Origin of the sequence: Oerskovia sp. Root918 (assembly GCF_001428945.1) — a bacterium.
In the GTDB taxonomy this organism is placed as follows: Bacteria; Actinomycetota; Actinomycetes; order Actinomycetales; family Cellulomonadaceae; genus Oerskovia; species Oerskovia enterophila.
Genome location: NZ_LMJG01000013.1, coordinates 437,884 through 458,741, shown reverse-complemented (window position 1 = coordinate 458,741; position 20,858 = coordinate 437,884). Strand labels below are relative to the sequence as shown.

13 protein-coding genes and 1 tRNA gene are annotated in these 20,858 nt (G+C 73.7%); 4 read left to right on the top strand and 10 right to left on the bottom strand.

The genetic code is table 11. The features are described 5' to 3' along the window. Positions 1-64: 64 nt before the first annotated feature. The 9 genes from ASE27_RS13290 to ASE27_RS13250 all read right to left on the bottom strand — a co-directional run bounded on the left by ASE27_RS13290 (position 65) and on the right by ASE27_RS13250 (position 13,274). Positions 65-2,272, bottom strand: coding sequence for an SWIM zinc finger family protein (locus ASE27_RS13290; protein ID WP_056651065.1), 2,208 nt, complete (start codon positions 2,270-2,272; stop codon positions 65-67). Beyond that, a complete protein-coding gene (locus tag ASE27_RS13285; RefSeq protein ID WP_200955941.1) occupies positions 2,269-3,501 on the bottom strand; it encodes a VWA domain-containing protein in 1,233 nt (410 codons plus the stop codon). The genes ASE27_RS13290 and ASE27_RS13285 overlap by 4 nt, the downstream gene beginning before the upstream one ends. Beyond that, positions 3,498-6,248, bottom strand: coding sequence for a DUF5682 family protein (locus tag ASE27_RS13280; RefSeq protein ID WP_157257612.1), 2,751 nt, complete (start codon positions 6,246-6,248; stop codon positions 3,498-3,500). Before ASE27_RS13280 ends, ASE27_RS13285 begins: the two co-directional genes overlap by 4 nt. Next, complete coding sequence (locus ASE27_RS13275; RefSeq protein WP_082608905.1) at positions 6,239-7,390, bottom strand: AAA family ATPase; 1,152 nt, start codon at positions 7,388-7,390, stop codon at positions 6,239-6,241. Before ASE27_RS13275 ends, ASE27_RS13280 begins: the two co-directional genes overlap by 10 nt. Continuing rightward, the gene (locus ASE27_RS13270) at positions 7,384-11,184 is read right to left on the bottom strand and encodes a DUF4132 domain-containing protein (protein ID WP_056651060.1); all 3,801 of its coding nucleotides are present in this window, start codon (positions 11,182-11,184) and stop codon (positions 7,384-7,386) included. Before ASE27_RS13270 ends, ASE27_RS13275 begins: the two co-directional genes overlap by 7 nt. A gap of 248 nt (positions 11,185-11,432) precedes the next feature. Continuing rightward, positions 11,433-11,981, bottom strand: a complete 549-nt coding sequence (locus tag ASE27_RS13265) for a putative immunity protein (RefSeq protein WP_056651058.1) — start codon at positions 11,979-11,981, stop codon at positions 11,433-11,435. A 79-nt stretch (positions 11,982-12,060) separates the two neighbouring features. Then, a tRNA-Val gene (locus ASE27_RS13260) sits at positions 12,061-12,137 on the bottom strand. A 257-nt stretch (positions 12,138-12,394) separates the two neighbouring features. Next, entirely contained in the window at positions 12,395-12,871 is a 477-nt protein-coding gene (locus ASE27_RS13255; protein ID WP_056651455.1) for a peroxiredoxin, read from the bottom strand. Further along, the gene (locus tag ASE27_RS13250; protein ID WP_056651057.1) at positions 12,861-13,274 is read right to left on the bottom strand and encodes a DUF3052 domain-containing protein; all 414 of its coding nucleotides are present in this window, start codon (positions 13,272-13,274) and stop codon (positions 12,861-12,863) included. Before ASE27_RS13250 ends, ASE27_RS13255 begins: the two co-directional genes overlap by 11 nt. Positions 13,275-13,780: 506 nt before the next feature. Between ASE27_RS13250 and aceE the strand changes: the two genes are divergently transcribed. Next, entirely contained in the window at positions 13,781-16,528 is a 2,748-nt protein-coding gene (gene aceE / locus ASE27_RS13245) for a pyruvate dehydrogenase (acetyl-transferring), homodimeric type (RefSeq protein WP_056651055.1), read from the top strand. A 175-nt stretch (positions 16,529-16,703) separates the two neighbouring features. Here the strand turns inward: aceE and ASE27_RS13240 are convergent, their stop codons facing one another. After that, complete coding sequence (locus tag ASE27_RS13240; RefSeq protein WP_056651053.1) at positions 16,704-17,390, bottom strand: hypothetical protein; 687 nt, start codon at positions 17,388-17,390, stop codon at positions 16,704-16,706. A 101-nt stretch (positions 17,391-17,491) separates the two neighbouring features. Here ASE27_RS13240 and ASE27_RS13235 point away from each other — a divergent pair, with 101 nt between their 5' ends. From ASE27_RS13235 to ASE27_RS13225, 3 genes are all read left to right on the top strand, one after another. Continuing rightward, positions 17,492-18,658, top strand: coding sequence for a CdaR family transcriptional regulator (locus tag ASE27_RS13235; RefSeq protein WP_056651050.1), 1,167 nt, complete (start codon positions 17,492-17,494; stop codon positions 18,656-18,658). A gap of 140 nt (positions 18,659-18,798) precedes the next feature. After that, entirely contained in the window at positions 18,799-19,815 is a 1,017-nt protein-coding gene (locus tag ASE27_RS13230) for an ACP S-malonyltransferase (RefSeq protein WP_056651048.1), read from the top strand. Next, on the top strand, positions 19,812-20,819 hold the full coding sequence (locus ASE27_RS13225; protein ID WP_056651045.1) for a beta-ketoacyl-ACP synthase III: 1,008 nt from the start codon (positions 19,812-19,814) through the stop codon (positions 20,817-20,819). The genes ASE27_RS13230 and ASE27_RS13225 overlap by 4 nt, the downstream gene beginning before the upstream one ends. Positions 20,820-20,858: the final 39 nt, after the last annotated feature.

Sequence of the window (20,858 nt, the reverse complement as noted above, 5' to 3'; positions counted from 1 at the left end):
CGTCGCACCTCCGCGGGCCCCATCGCTCTCCCGGGCCGACGAGCGCACCCCTGACCCGGGTCCGTCATCCCGTGAGCGCGAGCGCCCGCCCGAGCACGAACCGCGCCCGCAGCACGTTCTCCGTCGTGGGGTCGGCGAGCAGGTCCGCGAGGGACCGTCCGACGGTCGCCATCCCGAGGTCCCCCGCGAGGCGCTGACGTGCGGTGAGCGCCTCGTGCTGCCATCCCGTGAGGCGGCGACGGCCCGTCGCCCCGAGCGAGTCGACGACCTCGAGCGCGGGTTGGCAGACGCGCACCACGGGCCCCCGGTCGACCGGCTCCGCGACGTGCGTGGTCGACCCCTTGCGCAGCGCGGCGATCCGCGCCGTGAGGCGACGCATCGCGGTCCAGCCCGGCGAGGTGCGGTACACGGGCGACATCGAGGGGGAGAAGAGCTCGATCCCCCCGGTGCCGTCGCGCAGGAAGATGCCTACCGGCTCGTCCGCTCCCCCGCCCGGCTCGCGCTCGACGAGGACCGCGACCACCGGTCGGCGCGACGCCACGACCGACAGCAGCGCCTCGACGCTCCGTTCCTGGTCGACCGCGACGCGCAGGACCTGCGTGCCGCCGTCGGCCGCCGTGACGGGCCAGGTGACCTCGCGCCGCACCTCCTCGACCCCGATCGCTCCCGTCTCGCGCACCATGACCAGGCGCACCCGGCGGGCCGCGCGACCGAAGCCCACCGTCCCGGTCGTCGCCGAGTCCCGGAGCCGGTCGGCGACGGTGCGCAGCTCCTCGACGTCGAACCTCCCGTCGCCCACGCGACGCGTGCGCGAGGTGACGCTCAGGGTCCCGTCGGGGCGGGTCTCAGGGGCGTCGAGCGTGAACGGTCCTGCGCAGACGCTCGCGACCGAGGACCCCCACAGCATCGGCAGTTCCACGTCCCGGCGGAAGGCCGGGTCTGCCCCCGAGGGGCGTGCGGCCGTCGCCGTGCGCACCACGCCGTGCTCCTGGTCCCAGGCCGTGAGGGTCATGCCGCGCGCCCCGCTCGCTGCCCGCCACCACCGCACCCCGAGCGGCACGAGGCGTCCGGGGCGTTCCTCGCCCTCGTCGTCCGCCGCGCCGCGGGCGCGCCGGGCCGGGGCGCCGACCAGGTCCGGCAGGGCCCCGGCAGGGGCGTCGCGGAGCGCGGCCGCGAGCGCCCAGGCCTCGGCGAGCGCGCCCAGCGCGTCGGCCTCGGTCACGTCGTCGTCGCGCGATGCGAGGCCGTCGACGAGCCCTGCGGCGACGAGCAGGAGCCGGTGGAGGAGGAGCAGGCCCACGAGCCGGGCACGTCCGGCCGCGCCACGCAGCGTGTCGGCGGCATCGGCCCCGAGGTGGGACAGTCCGGCATCGACCACGTGCCCGACGACGGCGCTCGCCTCCTCGATCCCCGCCCGCTGGGCGGTGGTCAGCTCGCCCGAGCGCTCGACCTCGATCTCGTGGGGCCACGACCACGAGCGTCCCTCGCGGGCGAAGGCCCGGACGACCGCCTCGAGCCGGGCGGCGGCCTGGTCGGCGGCGGTCGACTTCCCTGCGACGACCATGCCGCCGTAACCCGCGGGGGCGACGAACACGACGACGTTCGACGGCCCGGCCGGTACCGTGGCACGGCCCTCGGGCGCGGGGTCACCGGTGGCCGGGCGGGCCAGGCCGGCGATCGGCCACGAGATCGTGAGCCGTGCGCCGTCGACCGCGAGGTCGCACGCCTCGGTGATGCCGTTCCCCTCCGCCGCGACTCCGGCGAGGAGCGCGCTCGGCAGACGCTCGACGACCCGGCGCACGGCCACCTTGCCCGCAGCCCGGCACACCTCGGCCGGGCTCAGGGAGAGGAGAGCAGCCAGAGGGCTGGCAGCCTCGTCAGTCGTGGCAGGTCCGGGGCCGGGGCCCGTGGGGTCGCCACCACCGCCGTCCGTTCCACCGTCCGTCGCCGCAGCCCCAGGACCGGCGTCGTCCACGCCGGGTTCAGGCGTCGAGCCCGCCGGGTGCTCGCGAGCCCAGAGGCACGCGGCCACGACGTGCTGGCACACGCCCGCCGTCGGGCACGAGCACGACGCCGCGACCGGACCCTTCGGCCCGAGCCGGACCACCGCGGACCCGCAGGCGACCACGACCTCGTCCGGGGACTCGGACGCGAGCGACACCTCGCCCCCGACGAGGTCCTTGCGGGCGCGCCGCAGGAGGCCCGCGTTGCCGAGCGCGATCAGCGCTGCGTCGTCGTACCCCGCGAACACGGCCAACCACGCGGGCGTCATACGAGCACCTCCCCGAGCCACTCGGCGAACCGCTCGGGCGTGAGCGCGGCGACGTGCATGCCGCTCTCGGCCAGACGACGCGCCGTGCCCTGGTCGTAGACAGGCTCGGCGGACTCGTCGAGCGCCGCGAGGCCGAGCAGCCGGACGCCCGACTCCGCGAGCCGCCGGACCGACGCGAGGAGCTGGGCCACCGACCCGCCCTCCTCGAAGTCGCTCACGAGCACCACGACCGTGCGGCTCGGGTTCGTCACCTGCTGCTCGGCGTAGCGCATGGCCTTGGCGATGTCGGTGCCCCCTCCGAGCTGGGCCGTGAGCAGGACCGCGACCGGGTCGTGCGCGAGGTGCGTCAGGTCGACGACGCTGGTGTCGAACACCGCGAGCCGCACCGAGATCCCGGGCAGGGCCGACATGATCCCCGCGCAGACCGCACTGTAGAGCAGCGAGGCCGCCATGGAGCCCGACTGGTCGACGAGCAGCACGACCTCCCACGTCAGGGTCCGTCGCGCCCTCGACACGAACCGCACGTCCTGGACGATCAACCGGCCGGACTCGGGGTCGTAGCGCGAGAGGTTGGCCTGCAGCGTGCGCTTGCCGTCGAAGTTCTGGCTGACCTTGTGCATCGAGCGGCGCGACCGGTCCTTGCGGCCGCTCAGGGCGGTCGCGAACTGGGGGCGCAGGCGTCGCACGATGTCCTCGACCACGCGAGCGATCACGGTGCGGAGCCCGGCCGCGGCGCGATCGTCGAGCCGGCCACGGACCTGCAGCAGCGCGGTCGCGAGCTCACGGCTGGGCTCGAGGGCCTCGGCGGCCGCCGGGTCGGCGAGCAGCTCCGTGAGCCGGTAGCGGCTCACCGCGTCGACCTGCATGCGCTCGAACGTCTCGCGCGGGAAGAGCGTGCGTGCCTGGCCGAGCCAGTCGAGCGCCTTGAGCGCCGAGGGGTCGAGGCTCCCTCCGCCGCCGCGAGCGCCCGGCTGCTTGCCCAGACGGTGACCACGCTCGACGTACTCACGGTCGTAGAGGTACTGCAGTGCGCGCTCGATCCCTGCGTCGCCCGGCCCCTGCTGGAGCTCCTGGGCGGCGTAGCGGCCCAGGACGAGCCGCCAGCGACGAGCGGCCTCCTGGTCGGTCACCTGGCTGGTCGCCGCGCCTCCCGCACGATCGGTCACGGGAGCGAGGGCGCCTCGGCCCAGGTGGGCGTCGGCATCGCGGCCGAGCTGCGGGTCGGTCACGGGTGGTTCTCCTGGAGGTCGTGGCGGTCGCCCTGGTCGTCGAGCACCTGGTCGGCGGGCGAGCCGGTGGGGCCGACAGGGCCGTCGAGGCCTGCTGCACCCGCCGCGGCCGGTGCTCCGACGGGCTCGCGGCGCGTCCCGCCGCCCCAGGCACCGAGGCCGTCGCGGTCGAGCATCGCGGTGAGCTCGCGCTCGAGCGCGAGGCCCACCTCGAGGTCCCGCTCGGTCGCCGTCAGGTGCACGTCGATCCGCTCGGCGCGCGTACCGGTGCGATCGGCCACCTGCTGGGCGAGTTGGTGCGTCTCGGCGGGCTTGAGCCACGTGAAGGCGCGGCGCAGGTCCGGCAGGACGGCCAGGAACGCCGGCTCGTCGAGGTCGCGCAGCCCGGCGTGGACCGCGTCGAACAGCTCGGGGGTGTGCAGCAGGAGATCGGGGGCCGCGCGCAGCAGCCCGCCGAGGAAGCGGACCGCGGCGACCGGGTCCGCGCCGGGACTGAGCTGGGCGCGCACCTCGGCGACCAGGACGTCGTCGCCGAGCGAGTCGTCGACCGACGCGAGCGCGACGAGCGCTCCCCGCACCCCGGGCGCCGTCGCGCGATCCTCACGCAGGCGGGTCAGCTCGCGGCGCACGGGCACGGGGCCGCCTGCCCCGGGACGGGTCGGCGCACCGCCTGCCGCGGACGAGGCCGGTGCGCCGCCCGCCTCGGGCGCGTCCGCGAGAGGCCGCGCGACGCCGTCGGGCACGGTGCTGAGCGCACCCGCACGGTGCACCTCGCGCAGGAGGTCGCGCAGCGAGACGAGCGTCCCGACGGCCGCAGGCTCCGCGTCCGCGTCGACCTTCCCGAGGCCGGGGACCAGGTAGGCGGCCGTCGCCAGACCGTGGTCCACCAGGTCGAGCAGCTCGGGCGCGTGCCCGTCCAGGCCGAGCTCGACGCGCGCGTCCCACAGGTCGACGAGGCGGTGCAGCCCGCCCACGACCGACTCGAGCGACGGGTCGACGTCGAGCGTCGACCGCAGCAGCGCGACGAGCCGGTCGAGATGGTCAGTGAGGCCCAGGACGACGGCCTGCGCCACGAGTCGCGCGACCCCGAGGGCCGAGCGGCCGGTCGTCGCGAGCTCGTGCTCGAGCCGGTGCAGGCGGTGCACCGCGACCGCCTCGAGCGTCGCGCCGTGGTGCGAGAGCTCGACCAGGGAGGCCTCGACGAGCGGCGTCCAGGCGTACTCCCACTCCTCGACCAGCAGGCCGAGGCCGCGACCCGAGACGTGGTCGGGACCCGAGACCCGGTGCGCGAAACCGCTCCCCACGAAGTCCATGAGGGCCAGGAACGCCCGGCGTTCGCGGTGCCGGGGCGTGCGCCGCGCGTCGAGCCTCGTGCGGCGCGGCGTCGAATCGGTCACGACGAGCCGCAGCGCCTCGGCCCGCTCCCGGGCGCGCTGGACGAGCGGGGGCGACGCGAGACCCGGCGGGACCTCACCCAGTGCCCGGCCTCCGAACACCTCGGCGACCGCCTGCCCCAGGGGACGCCCGAGGCCCAGGTCGAGCCCGCCGTCGTCCTTGACGAAGCACGAGGTGAGGGCGTCGAGCAGGTCGGTGCGCCCGGGCCACGGTCGCTCGCGCAGGTCCGCGAGACGACGCGCCTGCTCGGCTGCCGACGCGACCTCGGCGAAGCTCACCTGCGCGCCACGGGTCGTGGCGGCGGCCGCGACGTCGACGAGCAGCGCGGTGCTGAGCGCCGCAGGCCCGGCGGGGTCGCGATGGGCGGCCCAGAGGCGCTCGTAGTAGCCGGGCGAGGGCATGCCGGCCCCGTACCCTCGCAGGCCGTCGAGCCGTTCGTGGTCGTAGCGGATCAGCCAGGCGTCGGCCGCAGCCGGGTCGCCGTAGCCGCCCGCCGGCCGCCGGTCCACGACCGCCCCGCCCTCGGGCGCCCCGGTGAGGGCCTCGACGAGCGCGAGCGTGTGGAACGCGCCGGTCACGACGACCACAGGCCCCTCGACCCGCGCCCGGTGCTCGGCGACACGGGCGGACATGAGGGCCTCGCGCGCGAGCGACCCGTCGGCGTCGAGCACCTCCTCCTCGTAGTCCAGGCGCGCGAGCGCGGCCCACGCGAAGACGTCGTCGAAGAGCTCGCGCCAGTCCGTGAGCTGCTCGCGCGTGCGCGCCTCGAACAGGTGGTCCCACACCTCGTCGTGGTCGCGGCACCCGAGCCGCTCCGCGATGGCCGCGACCGTCCGCGAGTGCGCGAGGTTCCGCTCGGACTGCAAGGTCCGGGCGAACGCGTCGTCCTCGGCATCGCCTGGTGCGTCAGGTGCGTCGGGCGCGTCCGACGTGCCCGGCGCGACGGCCGCCTCGCGCGCGGCCCAGGACCGGTCGACGAACGCGACCTCGGCTCCCAGCCGGTCGGCCGTGCGCAGCGCGACCCACTCGGGCGAGAACTCGGCGAGGGGGTAGAACCCCGCCCCCTTGCCGTCGGTCCCGAGGCTCAGCACGGCGACGGGCGGGCGCGTGCGGGGGTCGAGCAGCACGGGCAGGAGCCGGCCGTACTCCTCGGGCCCTTCGACGAGCACGACGGCGGGGCGGACCTCGTCGAGGAGCGCCTCGACCGCGAGCGCGCAGGCCGGGCTGTGGTGCCGCACCGGGGCGAGGTAGATGCCCTCGGCACGCAGCTGCTCGACGCCGGCGACCGCACGCTGCATCCGCTCGGGTGCGAGCCCCCAGGCCGCCCGCACCGGCCCGGGTGCTACTGCCACAGGGACTCCGCCGCCGAGAGGAACGACTTCCAGCGCGGGTCGCGCCGCGCCCGCTCGCGCACGACGTTGTCGACGTAGTGCCGCAGCCGACGGGCGTCCTCCTCGTCGCCCTTCGAGGCCACGCCCGCGAGCTGGCGTGCGACCTCGGCAGGGGTCACGGTGCCGTCGCCGAGGTACCGGGCCTCGAGCGAGGCCGCGACCGCGACGTTGACGGCCTCGGCCGTCGACATCACGGTCTCGGGCCGCTTGACGGGTGCTCCGTTGCTCGTGGCGCCGGTCCGCAGGTCCTGGAACGCCGTGACCAGCACGTCCAGGACGTCGCGCGAGAGCGGAGGGCGGTCGGCGGGCGCACCGAGCTCGGCGGTCAGCTGCGCCTCGATGAGGTCGATCTCGAACTGGCGGTCCGTCAGCGGCTTGATGGTCTCGAAGTTGAACCGTCGCTTGAGCGCGGCCGACATCTCGTGGACGCCCCGGTCCTTGAGGTTCGCGGTCGCGAGCACGTTGAACCCCGGCCGGGCCGAGACCCTCGCCTCGCTCCCGAGCTCGGGGATCATGAGCTGCTTCTCGGAGAGGATCGAGACCAGGGTGTCCTGGATCTCCGGGGCGCAGCGCGTGATCTCCTCGAACCGGACGATCTTCCCGGCGCTCATGGCCTGCTGGACGGCCGACGGCACGAGCGAGCGCTCGCTGGGCCCCTCGGCGATGAGCAGCGCGTAGTTCCACGAGTACCGGATGTGGTCCTCCGTGGTGCCGGCCGTGCCCTGGACCGTGAGGTTCGACGTGCCGCTCACCGCGGCGGCGAGCAGCTCGGACAGCATCGACTTCGCGGTGCCGGGCTCGCCCACGAGCATGAGGCCCTGGCGTCCCAGCAGGGACACGACGGCACGGTCCACGAGCGGGTCGTCGCCGTAGAACTTCCGGCGCACCCCGAGCTCGGCGTCGCCCACGACGAAGGCGCGCACGGCCCGCGGGCTGAGCCGCCAGCCGGGCGGCAGCTCTGCGCCACGCGCCCGGTCGGCCGCTTCGAGGGCCGCGAGCTCGTGCGCGAACCGCACCTCGGCGGGCGGGCGGATCTCCTGCGCCGCCTCGCGGTCGATGACCGGGGGCGTGCCGCTCGGTGCGGCGGTCGGTGTGGTCACCATGCGCTCTTCTTCTCCCACTCGGCGTCGAAGCTGCCGGCGGCAGCGACGGTCAGGTAGTCGCGGTAGGACTCCGCGACCAGGACGGGCGGCAGGTCCGCGAGGCGCGCCTCGGCGCTCTGCCCGTAGGCCCGCGTCGTGCGCCGGAAGACCAGCTGGGTGAGGGCCGCGGGGATGTTCTCCTCGGGCAGGAACGCGCCCGTGAACTCGATGATCGCGGTGATCCCGACGCTCGGGTACGCCTTCTCGTAGCCCGAGAACCATCCGCCGTCCTCCGCTTGGCTGCGCGAGTACCCGAGCTTGGTCGCCCGGCCGCGCACCGTGAAGCTGTCGGTGAGCCAGCCCTTGCGGTCCGCGATCGACGTCGCCTTCTGGTCGGTGACGGGGACCGCGACCTCGAGCTGGTCGAACAGCGGCTTGATCTCGTAGTCGGCGAGGTGCTCGCGCCAGCGACCGGCCTGGTCCTCGCCGAGGAGCACGCCGTGCGCGACCGACACCGTCGCGCCGTCGGCGAGGGTCACGTCCTCGTCGTCGACGTCGATCAGCACTCCCCCGTCACCCGGGCGGAACGCCCGCTGGTCGGGGCCGGGGTTCTCGAGCCAGACGAGACCGGCCGCGAGCCGCGACATGATCGGGTGCCCCAGCACGAACTCCTGCCAGTCGGCGGCGGGCCACTCACGTCCGGTGCACATGGCCTCGTACAGCCGCTGGGTCTGCAGCGCGACGACGGCCTTGAGCTCCTTGCGGCTCGCGGAGAGCTGCGACTTGGCGGCCTTGACCTGCTCGGCGTCGTCGTCCACCCGTGCCGCGGGCAGGGCCTTGACGACCTTGCCCGCCTCGTTGGTGAGCTCGAGCGTGAACGTGGGCGTGATGCGTCCCGTGTACTCGCGCGCCCCGAGGTGCAGGTGCAGGATCCCGTCGTCCTCGAAGCCCGCGGTCTGCACCGTGCGGTCCGCGAGCTCCTCGGCGGACCAGCCCCGCCGCTCGGCCAGGTCCTGGGCGAGCGCCTGGGCGGTCGCCTGCACGGTCGCCTGCCGGTGGCGGCGCGCGACCGACAGCAGGAGCTGGATGGCCGCCGGGTCGCCGTTGGCCGCGAGCGCCCGGACGAGCGCCTCGATCTGCGCGCGTCGGGTGTTGTGCGCCTTGAGGTACTGCTGGGCGGCGCGGGACAGGTCCGTACCCGGCATGCCGACCGTCAGGGCGAGCAGCCCCTTGTCGCTGATGGCCGACCCCAGGTAGTTGGCCTGGTGCTCGCGGAACGCGTCCTGGTGGTGCTGGTCGACCGTCCTGGACGCCTCGGCCTCGTAGTACTGCGGGTGCTGCTTGTACCAGTGCTGGTAGCGGTCGTAGCGCTGCTGGGCCTCGCGGTCGGCATAGGCGCGGCTCTCCTCCGCGGAGGGGCCCCGTGTGTCCTGACCGATCCACGCGTCGAGCACGAACCGGCCGAGCGCCGCGCGGCTCTGGTCGTCGAGCAGCGAGACGTAGCGGGCGATCAGGCCGAGCCCGCTGGGGTCCTTGAGCTTGACTGCGAGCACGACCCACCACCGCACGACCTCGGCCGGCACCGGCTGGGCGTCCGCGGCCCACCGCAGCTGCGGCAGCCCGTCCACGGGGAACCAGGCCATGCTCGCAGGAGCCTTGCCCTTGAGCCCCTTGGTGGCCTCGGCGAGCAGGGTCGCGGGAGCGATCTCCGTGGAGATGTCGTCGCCGAGCGCCTCGAGCGCACCGAGGAGCGCCGCTCGGGCCACCTCGCGGCGTTCTTTGGCGAGCGCGGCACGCAGCGCCGGGATCGCGGCCGGGTCGCCCAGGCGCTGGAGCCAGACGGCGGCCGTGACCCGGATCTCTGTCTTGCCGTCACGCAGCCCCTGCTCGGCGAGGTCTCGCGCACCGGCGTGCGACTCGAGCACCTTCTGCGCGGCGACGCGGTGCGTCTTGCCGTCTCCGAGCGCCAGCTCGGCCAGGCGTGGGAGGTAGCGGTTCGGGAGCGTGGGGAAGCCGCCGAGGATCGTGAGCGCGACCTCGAGCCGCTCGGAGCGGCTGTAGCTGTCCACCTTGGTCGGGGGACGCAGGCCGAGGTGGGTCTCGAGCGCAGCCGGGTGCTCGGCGTAGTAGGGCCACAGGTGCTCGGGCGCGAAGGTCTCCCGGGCGAACCAGGAGTCGAACACGAGCTCCGCGACGGCCACCTCGGAGTCCTGGACGCCCGCGCGCTCGACGCCGTCGGCCAGGATCCGCACGTCCATCGCGAGGTCGGCCGTGGCGTTGAGCTGGTACCAGGGGTACCGCTGCCGGCCCCCACCGTGCGAGCGTGCGAAGCGGATGTCGTGGAGCATGGTCAGGCCCTCGAGGCGGTTGCGGATCGCGGGGGCCTGGAGCTCGACGAGCACCGTGCGCGGGGGCACCTTGGTCAGGGCGCCAGAGAGGTACTGCGCGACCTGACGGAGGTGGTCGTCGGTGATGGCCGACAGGTCCTTGACCGCGCCCCGGGCGTGCGTGAGGCGCCAGCCCTGGGCCTCCGCCTTGGGCAGGGCCTCGAGGTCCTCGAGCTCCTTGCGGGCCGCGGCGAGGCGACGGTCGACCGCGTCGCGCGCCGAGCGCACGAACGGCTCCCCGAGCTCGGCGTCGGGCAGGGGCGTGAAGGGAGGGAGGACGAGGGGCTCGTCGGCGGCCACGGTCTCGACGTCGAGGGCCGTGGCCCGCTCGAGCGCGTTCGAGAGCAGCGTCCCCCGTGCCCCGCGGCCGTCGGCGGCGTGCGCGCGCCGCAGCGCGTCGACGCCGCCCTCGACGCCCACCAGGTGGGTCACGAGGCCCCCGATGCGGCCCGCGGGCATCGTGGTGAGCAGCGGCTCGAGGAGCTCGACCTGACGCGCCGCGGGCAGGGCCGCGAGGTTGCCTGCGGCCTCCTCGCGCACCGACTTCGCGCTATCCGTCGCGAGCTGGGCGACGAGCCCGACGAACTCGTGACGCGCCGCGGGCTGGGCGCGCAGGAACTGGAGGAGCTCGACCTTGCCGGTCGCGCGCAGCAGCGGAGCGAGAGCGACGACCTCGGCGTGATGGGCGACCAGATAGTCCTCGACGCCGGGCTGCGCCGCGAACACCGCGAGGGGGTCGCCGTAGTAGTCGGCCGTGACAGGACGGTCGAAGATCGCCGCCACGACGGCGGCCGGGATGCTCGCCTCGGCGACGCCGCCGTCGCGCAGGATCGCGACCAGCAGCTCGGGGGTCCAGGCACTGCGGATGCCGGGCTTGCCCCCCTTGCCCCGGGTGCGGCGGTCGCCGCACGTCTTGGCGACGTCGGTCAGCAGGGCCGCGAACCAGGCAGGAAGCCGGTCCGAGGCACGCGAGACGTCGGGCGAGACGGCCGCGAGGAGCCGTCCGAGCCGGACGAGCGCGTCGATCGCGACGGGTTCGGTGAGCGTGTAGAGATTGCCGCGAGCCGTCGTGCTCTTGTCCACGTTCCAGCCGGGCACGTGCTCCTTGATGGCCTTGTCCTGGGCCTGGCTCGTGTAGGTCCACACGCCCAGCGTCGCGGGCCGGTTGAGCAGACGGTCCGTCGAGTCGTCGCCACGCTGCGAGAGCTCGGTCACGAGCTCCGGTCCCTCACCGGTGTGGACGTAGGCGACGGCACGGGCCGCGAGACCCGGGGTGTCCGCGTCCAGGATCTTCAGTCCGTCGATCAGCCGAGCGGAAGGCTTCGTGTGCCGCGCACCCTCTGCTCGGTCGCCCTCGAGCGACGTCCCGCCGCCCTCGACCGCACCGTCGTGGTCTCCCTGGAGCCAGCCCTTGATCTTCTCGAACACGTGTCCCCGCCGTCTCGTCCGGGCCGCCGGACCGGGTCCGGAGGCCGCCGCGCTCCGTCGGCGCGGCGTCGGACGTCACAGTAGGAGAAGCCACCGACACGCACCGTTGCTGTCAGTGGAGAACGGTCGCGGCAGCCGGCTCGCCGGTGTCCCGGGACCGGCGGTACCCGTCGGCGGCACGCTCGCCGCTCGACCGCGGGAGCTCCCACGGCACTGCGGGTCGAGGGCGCACGGCGCGGGAGGGCGCGTCAGGCCGAGGAAGGGGGCCGCGACAGATCGGCCTGGATCTCGCGGATGGTCGTGGCGAGCACTCCTGACGCCAGCAACCCGGAACCCAGCGGTCCGGACGCGTCCTCCCCGAGCGCGGGCAGGCTCGACAGGGCGGCGCGGACGTCCGTGGTCAGGTGAGCCAGCTGCCAGCGGACCTCGTCACGGCGGCCGGCTTCCTGGTCGGGCGCGGCGAGGGCAGCGGCCTTCGCCGCATAGGCGGCCGCTCCGAGAGCATGTGCGCCCATGTGCGCGACCCCCGAGGCCTGGCCGGCCGCCCGCGCGGCCGCGACGGCGGCTGGAGCCTTCACCGAGCGAGCCGCCCGCCCCGCGACGAACCGGCGGCGAATCTCGTCGGCAGTCCCGAGCTCACCGCGTCCGAAGGCCCGGGCACGCTCGACCCCGTCCCGCGCACGGTCGTCTCCCGAGGCCTCGGCCTCGAACAGGGGAAGGACCCGCTCCGCGCAGTCGGCCGCCCACAGGGCGACCAGACGACGATCGGCCTCGCTGAGCGCCTGCGGGGATGCCATGCATCAACTCTTGCACAGGCGAGGCGGGCCTCGACGGCACGACGTCGCTCCCGCACCAGGGGTCCGACCATTCCATCGGTGGTGGGCCCGGAGGGACTCGAACCCCCGACATCCACGGTGTAAGCGTGGCGCTCTAACCAACTGAGCTACAGGCCCCAGAACAGCGGTGCACAGCCTACCGGGTCACCGGCCGTGCCTCGCACATCAGCCGCAGATCGGGCATCGCCCGCCCGACGACGCACGGCCGCCGCGGGCCGCCCACGCCGGGTCACCCGTCGAACCCGGTCCGTGGGACCGGTCGCCCGTCGCACCTGGTCGTTCGACCCACCGGTCACGCGGCTCACCGGTCGACCGACGCGCGAACGGGCGCACCGCGGCTCAGGGCCGCGGCACGCCCGTCGAGGGGGTGCGCGTCAGAGCTCCGCGAGCGCCGCCTGGTACCCCGCGAGGTCCCGGCGCTGCCCGCGCGGGTTCACGACGGCCCACCGGACGACGCCGTCCGCGTCGATCAGGAAGCTGCCGCGGATCGCGAGGCCGCGTTCGTCGTCGAACACCCCGTACTGGCGCGAGACCTCGCCGTGCGGCCAGAAGTCGGACAGGAGCCCGAACGTGTAGCCCTCCTGCGCGGCCCAGGCCTTGAGCGAGAACACGGGGTCGCACGAGATCGCGAAGAGCGTGACGCCCGCGGTCTCGAAGTCCTCGATGTTGTCGCGGAGCTCGCACAGCTCGCTCGTGCACGTCCCCGAGAAGGCGAACGGCACGAACACGAGCAGGACGGGGCCGCCGCGCAGGTCCGAGAGACGGACCGGGGTGCCGTGCGTGTCGGTCAGCGTGAAGTCCGGGGCGACGTCGCCGGTCCGGACCGTGAGCTCGGGCGCCTCAGCGCCCACGGCCACGCGTCCCGAGCTTCGTCGCGGACCAGTCCGGCGCGATCGCGAACGTGCTGGTCGCGTGCAGGCCGGCCGTCGTCGCGGCCTCCTGGAGGTCGTTGTGGCCCACGTGGCCGTCGCGGCCCGCCTTGGGCGTGAAGATCCAGATGAGACCACCGTCGTCGAGCACGGTCTGGACGTCCACGAGCATGTCGGCCAGGTCGCCGTCGTCCTCGCGCCACCAGACGACGACACCGTCGGTCACGTCGCCGTAGTCCTCGTCCACCAGCTCGGAGCCGACGAGCTCCTCGATCTCGGCGCGCAGGTCGTCGTCGACGTCCTCGCCCCAACCGAACTCCTGCACCACATGGCCAGAGAGGAACCCCAGGCGTCCTGCACCCTGGGGGTCCGTCGTCGCTCCCACTTGTGTCTCTTTCCCTTCTTCGTACTGCTTGATGATCAGTGCCCTGCTTGGCAAAGGTAGCCCACGGCACTCCCGCATGCCTCAGCAGGACGGGCGTTTCGTGCGGCGTGTCCACCAGCGCAGAAGCCCAGTGTTGCGGGGAACCGCACTCGGCACAACGTCAGAGCGCGCGCGAACGTGCCTCGACCGACCGGGCCGGGCTCCGCCGTCGGGCCCACGAGGAGGCTCCCGGAACACCGCCGTACCCCGCACGATCCCCTCCTCCGCACCGTCTGCACCCGACCTACACCCTCCTGTGTCGTGAGGATCACGCTCCCTTGACCCCCTTGTGGTGTGACTTCCTGGCTGCGGGGTAACAGAATGGTTCGACCACCCGAGAGTGTGGAGGGCACAGTCGCCACCAGCGACTGCTCTCGCTACGCAGGAGTGGCTGGAGGAGAGCGGGCACGGTGTACCGCGCCGTGATTCAATCCGAATACCGCTCCGAACGAGATATGAGGTTGCTGGTGGCTTCGTTTGACGAGACAGGACCGCTGATCAACGGTCTGCTCAGCCAAGTACCGGACATCGACCCCGCTGAGACGAGCGAGTGGGTCGAGTCCCTGGACGGACTGATCGACGACCGTGGCGGCCCTCGCGCGCGCTACGTCCTGCTCAACATGCTCAAGCGAGCACGCGAGCGCAACGTCGCGATCCCCACGTCCATCAACACGCCCTACGTCAACACCATCGGTGTGCACGAGGAGCCGTACTTCCCCGGCGACGAGGCCATGGAGCGTCGTTACCGCAGCTGGAACCGCTGGAACGCCGCCGTCATGGTCACGCGCGCCCAGCGCCCCGGGATCGGGGTCGGTGGACACATCTCGTCCTACGCGTCGGTCGCGACGCTGTACGAGGTGGGCCTGAACCACTTCTTCCGCGGCAAGGACCACCCGGGCGGCGGTGACCAGGTCTACTTCCAGGGTCACGCGAGCCCCGGCGTCTACGCCCGCGCGTTCCTCGAGGGTCGCCTCTCGGCCGACCAGCTCGACGGGTTCCGCCAGGAGAAGTCGCACGCGGGCGGCGGGCTGCCGTCCTACCCGCACCCGCGCCTCATGCCGGACTTCTGGGAGTTCCCCACGGTCTCGATGGGCCTCGGCCCGGCCTCGGCCATCTACCAGGCCTGGACCAACCGCTACCTGCACAACCGCGGCATCAAGGACACGAGCCAGCAGAACGTCTGGGCGTTCCTCGGTGACGGCGAGATGGACGAGCCGGAGAGCCGCGGCATGCTGCAGCTCGCCGCGCAGCAGGGCCTGGACAACCTGAACTTCGTGGTCAACTGCAACCTGCAGCGCCTCGACGGCCCGGTCCGCGGCAACGGCAAGATCATCCAGGAGCTCGAGGCGCAGTTCCGCGGCGCCGGCTGGAACGTCATCAAGGTCATCTGGGGCCGCGAGTGGGACACCCTGCTCAACGCCGACAAGGACCGTGCGCTCGTCAACCTGATGAACGTCACGCCCGACGGCGACTACCAGACCTACCGTGCGGAGAGCGGCGCGTTCATCCGCGAGCACTTCTTCGGGCGCGACCCGCGCACCAAGCAGCTCGTCGAGAACATGTCGGACGACGACATCTGGGCCCTCAAGCGTGGCGGCCACGACTACCGCAAGCTCTACGCGGCGTACGCGGCGGCCACGGCCCACACGGGCCAGCCCACGGTCATCCTGGCCCACACGGTCAAGGGCTACGGCCTGGGCTCGGGCTTCGCGGGGCGCAACTCGACGCACCAGATGAAGAAGGTCGGCCTGGCGGACCTCAAGACGCTGCGCGACTCGCTGCGCATCCCGATCACGGACGAGGAGCTCGACGCCAACCCGTACGAGCCCCCGTACTACCACCCGGGTGCCGACGCGCCGGAGATCCAGTACATGCAGGAGCGTCGCCGTCAGCTCGGTGGCTACGTCCCGGAGCGTCGCTCCGCGCCGGCCCCCGTCACGCTGCCGGGCGACAAGACGTACGAGATCCTCAAGAAGGGCTCGGGCAACCAGGAGATCGCCTCCACCATGGCGTTCGTCCGTCTGCTCAAGGACCTCATCAAGGACAAGGAGATCGGCAAGCGCATCGTGCCGATCATCCCGGACGAGGCCCGGACCTTCGGTCTGGACTCGATCTTCCCGTCCGCGAAGATCTTCAACACGCAGGGCCAGAACTACCTCGCCGTGGACCGCGAGCTCATGCTGAGCTACAAGGAGTCCGAGGCCGGGCAGATCATGCACACCGGCATCAACGAGGCCGGTTCCGCGGCCGCGTTCCAGTCGGTCGGCACCTCGTACGCCACGCAGGGCGAGGTGATGATCCCGTTCTACATCTTCTACTCGATGTTCGGGTTCCAGCGCACGGGCGACCAGTTCTGGGCCGCCGGCGACCAGCTGACCCGCGGGTTCATCATCGGCGCGACGGCCGGGCGCACGACGCTCACCGGTGAGGGCCTCCAGCACGCGGACGGTCACTCGCCGCTGCTGGCCGGCACCAACTCGGCGATCGTCCAGTACGACCCGGTCTACGGCTACGAGATCCGCCACATCGTGCGCGACGGCATCGAGCGCATGTACGGCGACGGCTCGGACGGGCGCGACCAGAACGTCATGTACTACGTGACGGTCTACAACGAGCCCATGCAGCAGCCGGTCGAGCCGGAGGACGTCGACGTCGAGGGCATCCTGCGCGGCATCCACCGCATCAAGGTCTCCGAGGCGTCGGGACCCAAGGCGCAGATCCTCGCCTCGGGCGTGGGCGTGCCGTGGGCCCTGGAGGCGCAGGAGCTCCTCGAGCAGGACTGGGGCGTCTCCGCGGACGTCTGGAGCGTCACGAGCTGGAACGAGCTGCGCCGCGACGGCCTGGCCGCCGAGCAGGACGCGTTCCTCAACCCGGCCGCCACCCCGCGCGTGCCGTACCTGACGGCCAAGCTGCAGGGTGCCGAGGGCCCGTTCGTCGCGACGAGCGACTACGACCACCTGGTCCCCGACCAGGTGCGCCAGTGGGTCCCGGGCGACTACGCGGTGCTCGGTGCGGACGGCTTCGGCTTCTCCGACACCCGCGCCGCGGCCCGTCGTCACTTCAAGATCGACGGTCCCTCGGTCGTGGTCCGCGTGCTCCAGCAGCTCGCGAAGCAGGGCAAGGTCCCGGCCGAGGCCTCGGCCCAGGCGATCGAGAAGTACCGTCTGATGGACGTCACGGCCGGTACGTCCGGCAACGCGGGCGGCGACTCCTGATCGCTCCTGCCCCGCGCCCGGCGCCGGTCTGACCGGCACCAGGACCGCAGTTCCCGACGGCGCCGCTCATCTCGCGAGAGGTGGCGGCGCCGTCGGTGCGTCCGGAGGTGGGAGACGCCTGGGCGCGCCGCACGCCGGGGGCGCAGGGGGCCCGGCCGACGCGACGTCGTCGGGCCTAGGTGCCCGAGCGGTGCTGCTCGGCGTGCGCGATCGCGAGCGTGAGCTCGTGCCGGATCGGGGCGACGACCGCCGCGTCCGGGTACAGCGCGAGGGCCTCGAGGTGGTGCTTGGCCTCGAAGATGCGGTCCGCGTCGATCGCGGCCAGGACGAGCTGGCGCCCGGCCTCGGGCGTGTGCTCGCGCGCTCGCCAGTGCCCCACCCCCAGGCCCAGGGCCTCGACCGGCAGGTGCGCCTCGCGCAGGATCTGCATGCTCTCGGCGAGCGCGAGCCCCGACGGGTCGCGCTCGGCCGCGGTCGCGAACCGCCGCAGCGCCGCCTCCTGGTCGTCCTCGAGCGAGAGCCGGCCCAGCTCCACGAGCGGGTACCAGCCGCGCGGGTGCCCCGCGAGCTCCTCCGCGAGGGCCCAGACCGCGAGGTCCGCGGCCTGCTGCTTCTCGCTCTCGTCCGCGGGGGCCGCGAGCGGGTCCGCGGACACGTGGGACTCGGCCGCCCGCCGCCGGACGATCTCGGCGAGCGCCTGGAAGGCCCGCTCGTCGTTGGGGTCGTCGACGAGCATGGCGCGCAGCGCGTCCTCGTGCACGGTGTCTCCTCGCCTGTCGGCGCTGGTGGGGCGACGAGCACCCACGGTCGACGCCGAGGACTGGCGTCGCATGAGCTGTCGTAGTCGGGGCATCAGTGCCATGGATCGACCCTAGCGGCTCCCGTCCGCCTCGCCGCGTGAGGACCGCATGTCATGGTTCCCCGTTTTGTGGACTCCCCACAACCACGCCGTATGCTCGGGGCGTGCCGATCACGGGGAACTCCGACAACCTGCAGCGACTTCGCGACGGCAGCGGGCTGCTCGCCGCGGCCGCCCTCCGACGACTCGACGAGGACCTCCCCTGGTACCGCGCGCTGCCTGCCGACGACCGCTCGTACGTGGGGCTGGTCGCGCAGTCGGGCATCACGGCGTTCGTGACCTGGTACGCCAACCCGGCCTCTCCCCCGCACGGCGTGAGCGAGATCTTCGCGGCCGCCCCGTCCGAGCTCACCCGGTCCATCTCGCTCCAGCACACGCTGCAGCTCGTGCGGATCGTGGTCGAGGTCGTCGAGGCGTACTCCGACCAGCTCGCGATCCCCGGCGGCGAGCGTGACCTGCGCGAGGCCGTGCTGCGCTACTCGCGCGAGGTCGCGTTCTCGGCCGCGGAGGTCTACGCGCGCGCCGCCGAGGTGCGCGGCGCGTGGGACGCGCGCCTCGAGGCGCTCATCGTCGACGCGCTCATCCGCGGCGACGGCGACGACTCGCTGCGCTCGCGCGTCTCGGCGCTCGGCTGGGGCGGCCACGGGTCGGTCCTGGTCATGGTGGGCACCGCGACCGCGCCGCTCGACGAGCTGCGCACGGCCGAGCTGCGGCGCGCGACGCGCCGTGCCGCGGGCGACGCGCTCGTGGGCATCCACGGCGACCGCCTGGTCCTCGTCCTGGGCGGTGAGGGCGACCTGCAGGCCGCGGCGGCCTCGCTGCTCCCCCGCTTCGGCCCGGGCCCCGTGGTGATCGGCCCCACGGTCCCCTCGCTCGACGACGCCGCGCGCTCGGCGCAGGCCGCGCTCGCGGGCCTGGCCGCGGCCCCCGCCTGGCCCCAGGCCCCGCGGCCCGTGCTCGCCGACGACCTGCTGCCCGAACGCGTCCTGACGGGCGACACCACGGCCCGCCGCACCCTGGTGGTCCAGGCGTACCGCCCCCTGCTCGAGAGCACGGGCGCGATCCTCGAGACGCTGTCCGCCTACCTGGGCACCGGACGCTCGCTCGAGGCCGCCTCGCGCAGCCTGTACGTGCACCCCAACACCGTCCGCTACCGCCTGCGCAAGGTCGCCGAGATCACGGGCTGGGACCCGCTCGACGCGCGCGAGTCGTTCGTGCTGCAGATCGCGCTCGCGCTCGGCCAGCTCTCGGGCGACCCAGCGGGGCGCTGAACCGCGCACCTCTGGCGCGGGACGGCGCCGTCGGCGACGCCGCCAGCCCGCGCCTCTTGTAGGTTCGGCACAAACGGCCTGGACAAGGTTGGTGCGGGTCGTGACGTCCCGGCGGCGTGCCGGGTTGGCACAGTTGACGAGTGCTAGCCGTCTTGTGCCCTGGACAGGGCTCCCAGTCCCCCGGAATGCTCGCCCCCTGGCTCGAGCTGCCCGGGGTCCCCGCGCAGCTCGACGCGTTCTCCGCCGCGTCCGGCCTCGACCTGCGTGCCCACGGCACCGAGTCGGACGCCGACACCATCCGCGACACCGCGGTGGCCCAGCCGCTCATCGTGTCGGCCTCGCTGATCGCGCTGCGCGCGATCCTCGACGGCCGCGACACGTGCGAGGTCGTCGACGTGACCGCGGGCCACTCGGTCGGCGAGTTCGCGGCCGCAGCCGTCGCGGGCGTGTTCGAGGACGCCGCCGCGGTGGGCCTCGTGACGGCCCGCGCCCGCTTCATGGCCGAGGCAGCCGCCGCGACGCCCACCGGCATGGCCGCGGTCGTGGGCGGCGACGCCGAGGAGGTCCTCGCCGCGATCGAGGCCGCGGGCCTGTGGCCCGCGAACGTCAACGGCGGCGGGCAGGTCGTGGCCGCGGGCTCGCTCGAGGGCATCACGACGCTCGGGGCCAACCCGCCGGTCAAGGTCCGGGTCATCCCGCTCCAGGTCGCGGGCGCGTTCCACACGCCCTTCATGCAGTCCGCGCTCGACGCGTTCGCCCCGGTCGCCGCAGGCTGGGACGCCACGGACCCGCGCCTGCCCTTCCTCTCGAACGCCGACGGCGCCTCGTACGCGAGCGTCTCGGGTGCGGAGTCCGGTGGCTTGTTCGGCCTCGAGCAGGACGTGCTGGCACGACTGACCGCGCAGATCGCCGCCCCGGTCCGCTGGGACCTCTGCCAGGAGACGCTCGCGTCGCTCGGCGTCACCGCGATCCTCGAGCTCGCGCCGGGCGGTGTCCTGACGGGCCTCGCGCGCCGCACGCTCCCGGGAGTCGAGACGGTCGCGGTCAAGTCGACCGCCGACATCGACAAGGCTCGCGACCTGATCGCGCGCCACAGCGACGCGGCCGGCTCCTCGGCCTCCGGCGGCACGCCGGTCGTCGGCGGGGCCACCGCGTGAGCGCGCTGACGATCCGCCAGGCTGCGGGCGCCGAGTACTCGCGCGTCCTGGGCATCGGCGGGGTCCGCGGCGAGAACGTCGTCACGAACGACGACCTCGCGGGACCGATCGACTCCTCGGACGAGTGGATCCGCCAGCGCACGGGCATCGTCACGCGCCGACGTGCGGGTGCCGACGTCGACGTCGTCGACCTCGCGGAGGGCGCTGCGCGCAAGGCGCTCGCCGCGGCGGGCCTGACCGGCGGCGACGTCGACGCGGTGCTGTTCGCGACCACGACCTACTTCCACCAGACGCCCTCGGCCGCCGCGGTGCTCGCGGACCGGCTCGGCGCCACCCCGGCGGCCGCGTACGACCTCTCGGCGGCCTGCGCCGGGTACACGTACGGGATCGCCCAGGCGGACGCCCTGGTGCGGTCGGGCGCGGCGCAGCACGTGCTCGTGGTCGGCGCGGAGAAGATGAGCGACTTCGTCGACCCGACCGACCGCACCATCTCGTTCCTGCTCGGTGACGGCGCGGGCGCCGCGGTGGTCGGCCCGTCCGACACCCCCGGCATCGGCCCCACGATCTGGGGGTCGGACGGCGGCAAGGCCCCGGCGATCCGGCAGACGCACGCATGGTCGGACCTGCGCGAGAACCCCGAGCTCGGCTGGCCGACGCTGCGCCAGGACGGGCAGACGGTCTTCAAGTGGGCCGCCTTCCAGATGGCCCCGGTCGCCGAGAAGGCGCTCGCCGCCGCAGGCGTCACCGCGCAGGACGTCCAGGCGTTCATCCCTCACCAGGCCAACATGCGCATCATCGACCAGATGATCAAGCAGCTCGGCCTGCCGGAGTCGGTGGCCGTCGCGCGCGACATCGCGGAGACCGGCAACACGTCGGCCGCCTCGATCCCGCTCGCGACCGACCGGCTCCTGTCCGAGGGCCTGGCGACGTCGGGCGACCTCGCGCTGCAGATCGGCTTCGGCGCGGGCCTCGTCTACGCGGCGCAGGTGATCGTCCTCCCGTAGGGGAGAATCATCCTGTCTGTCCCCGGTCCGCGTCCGCGC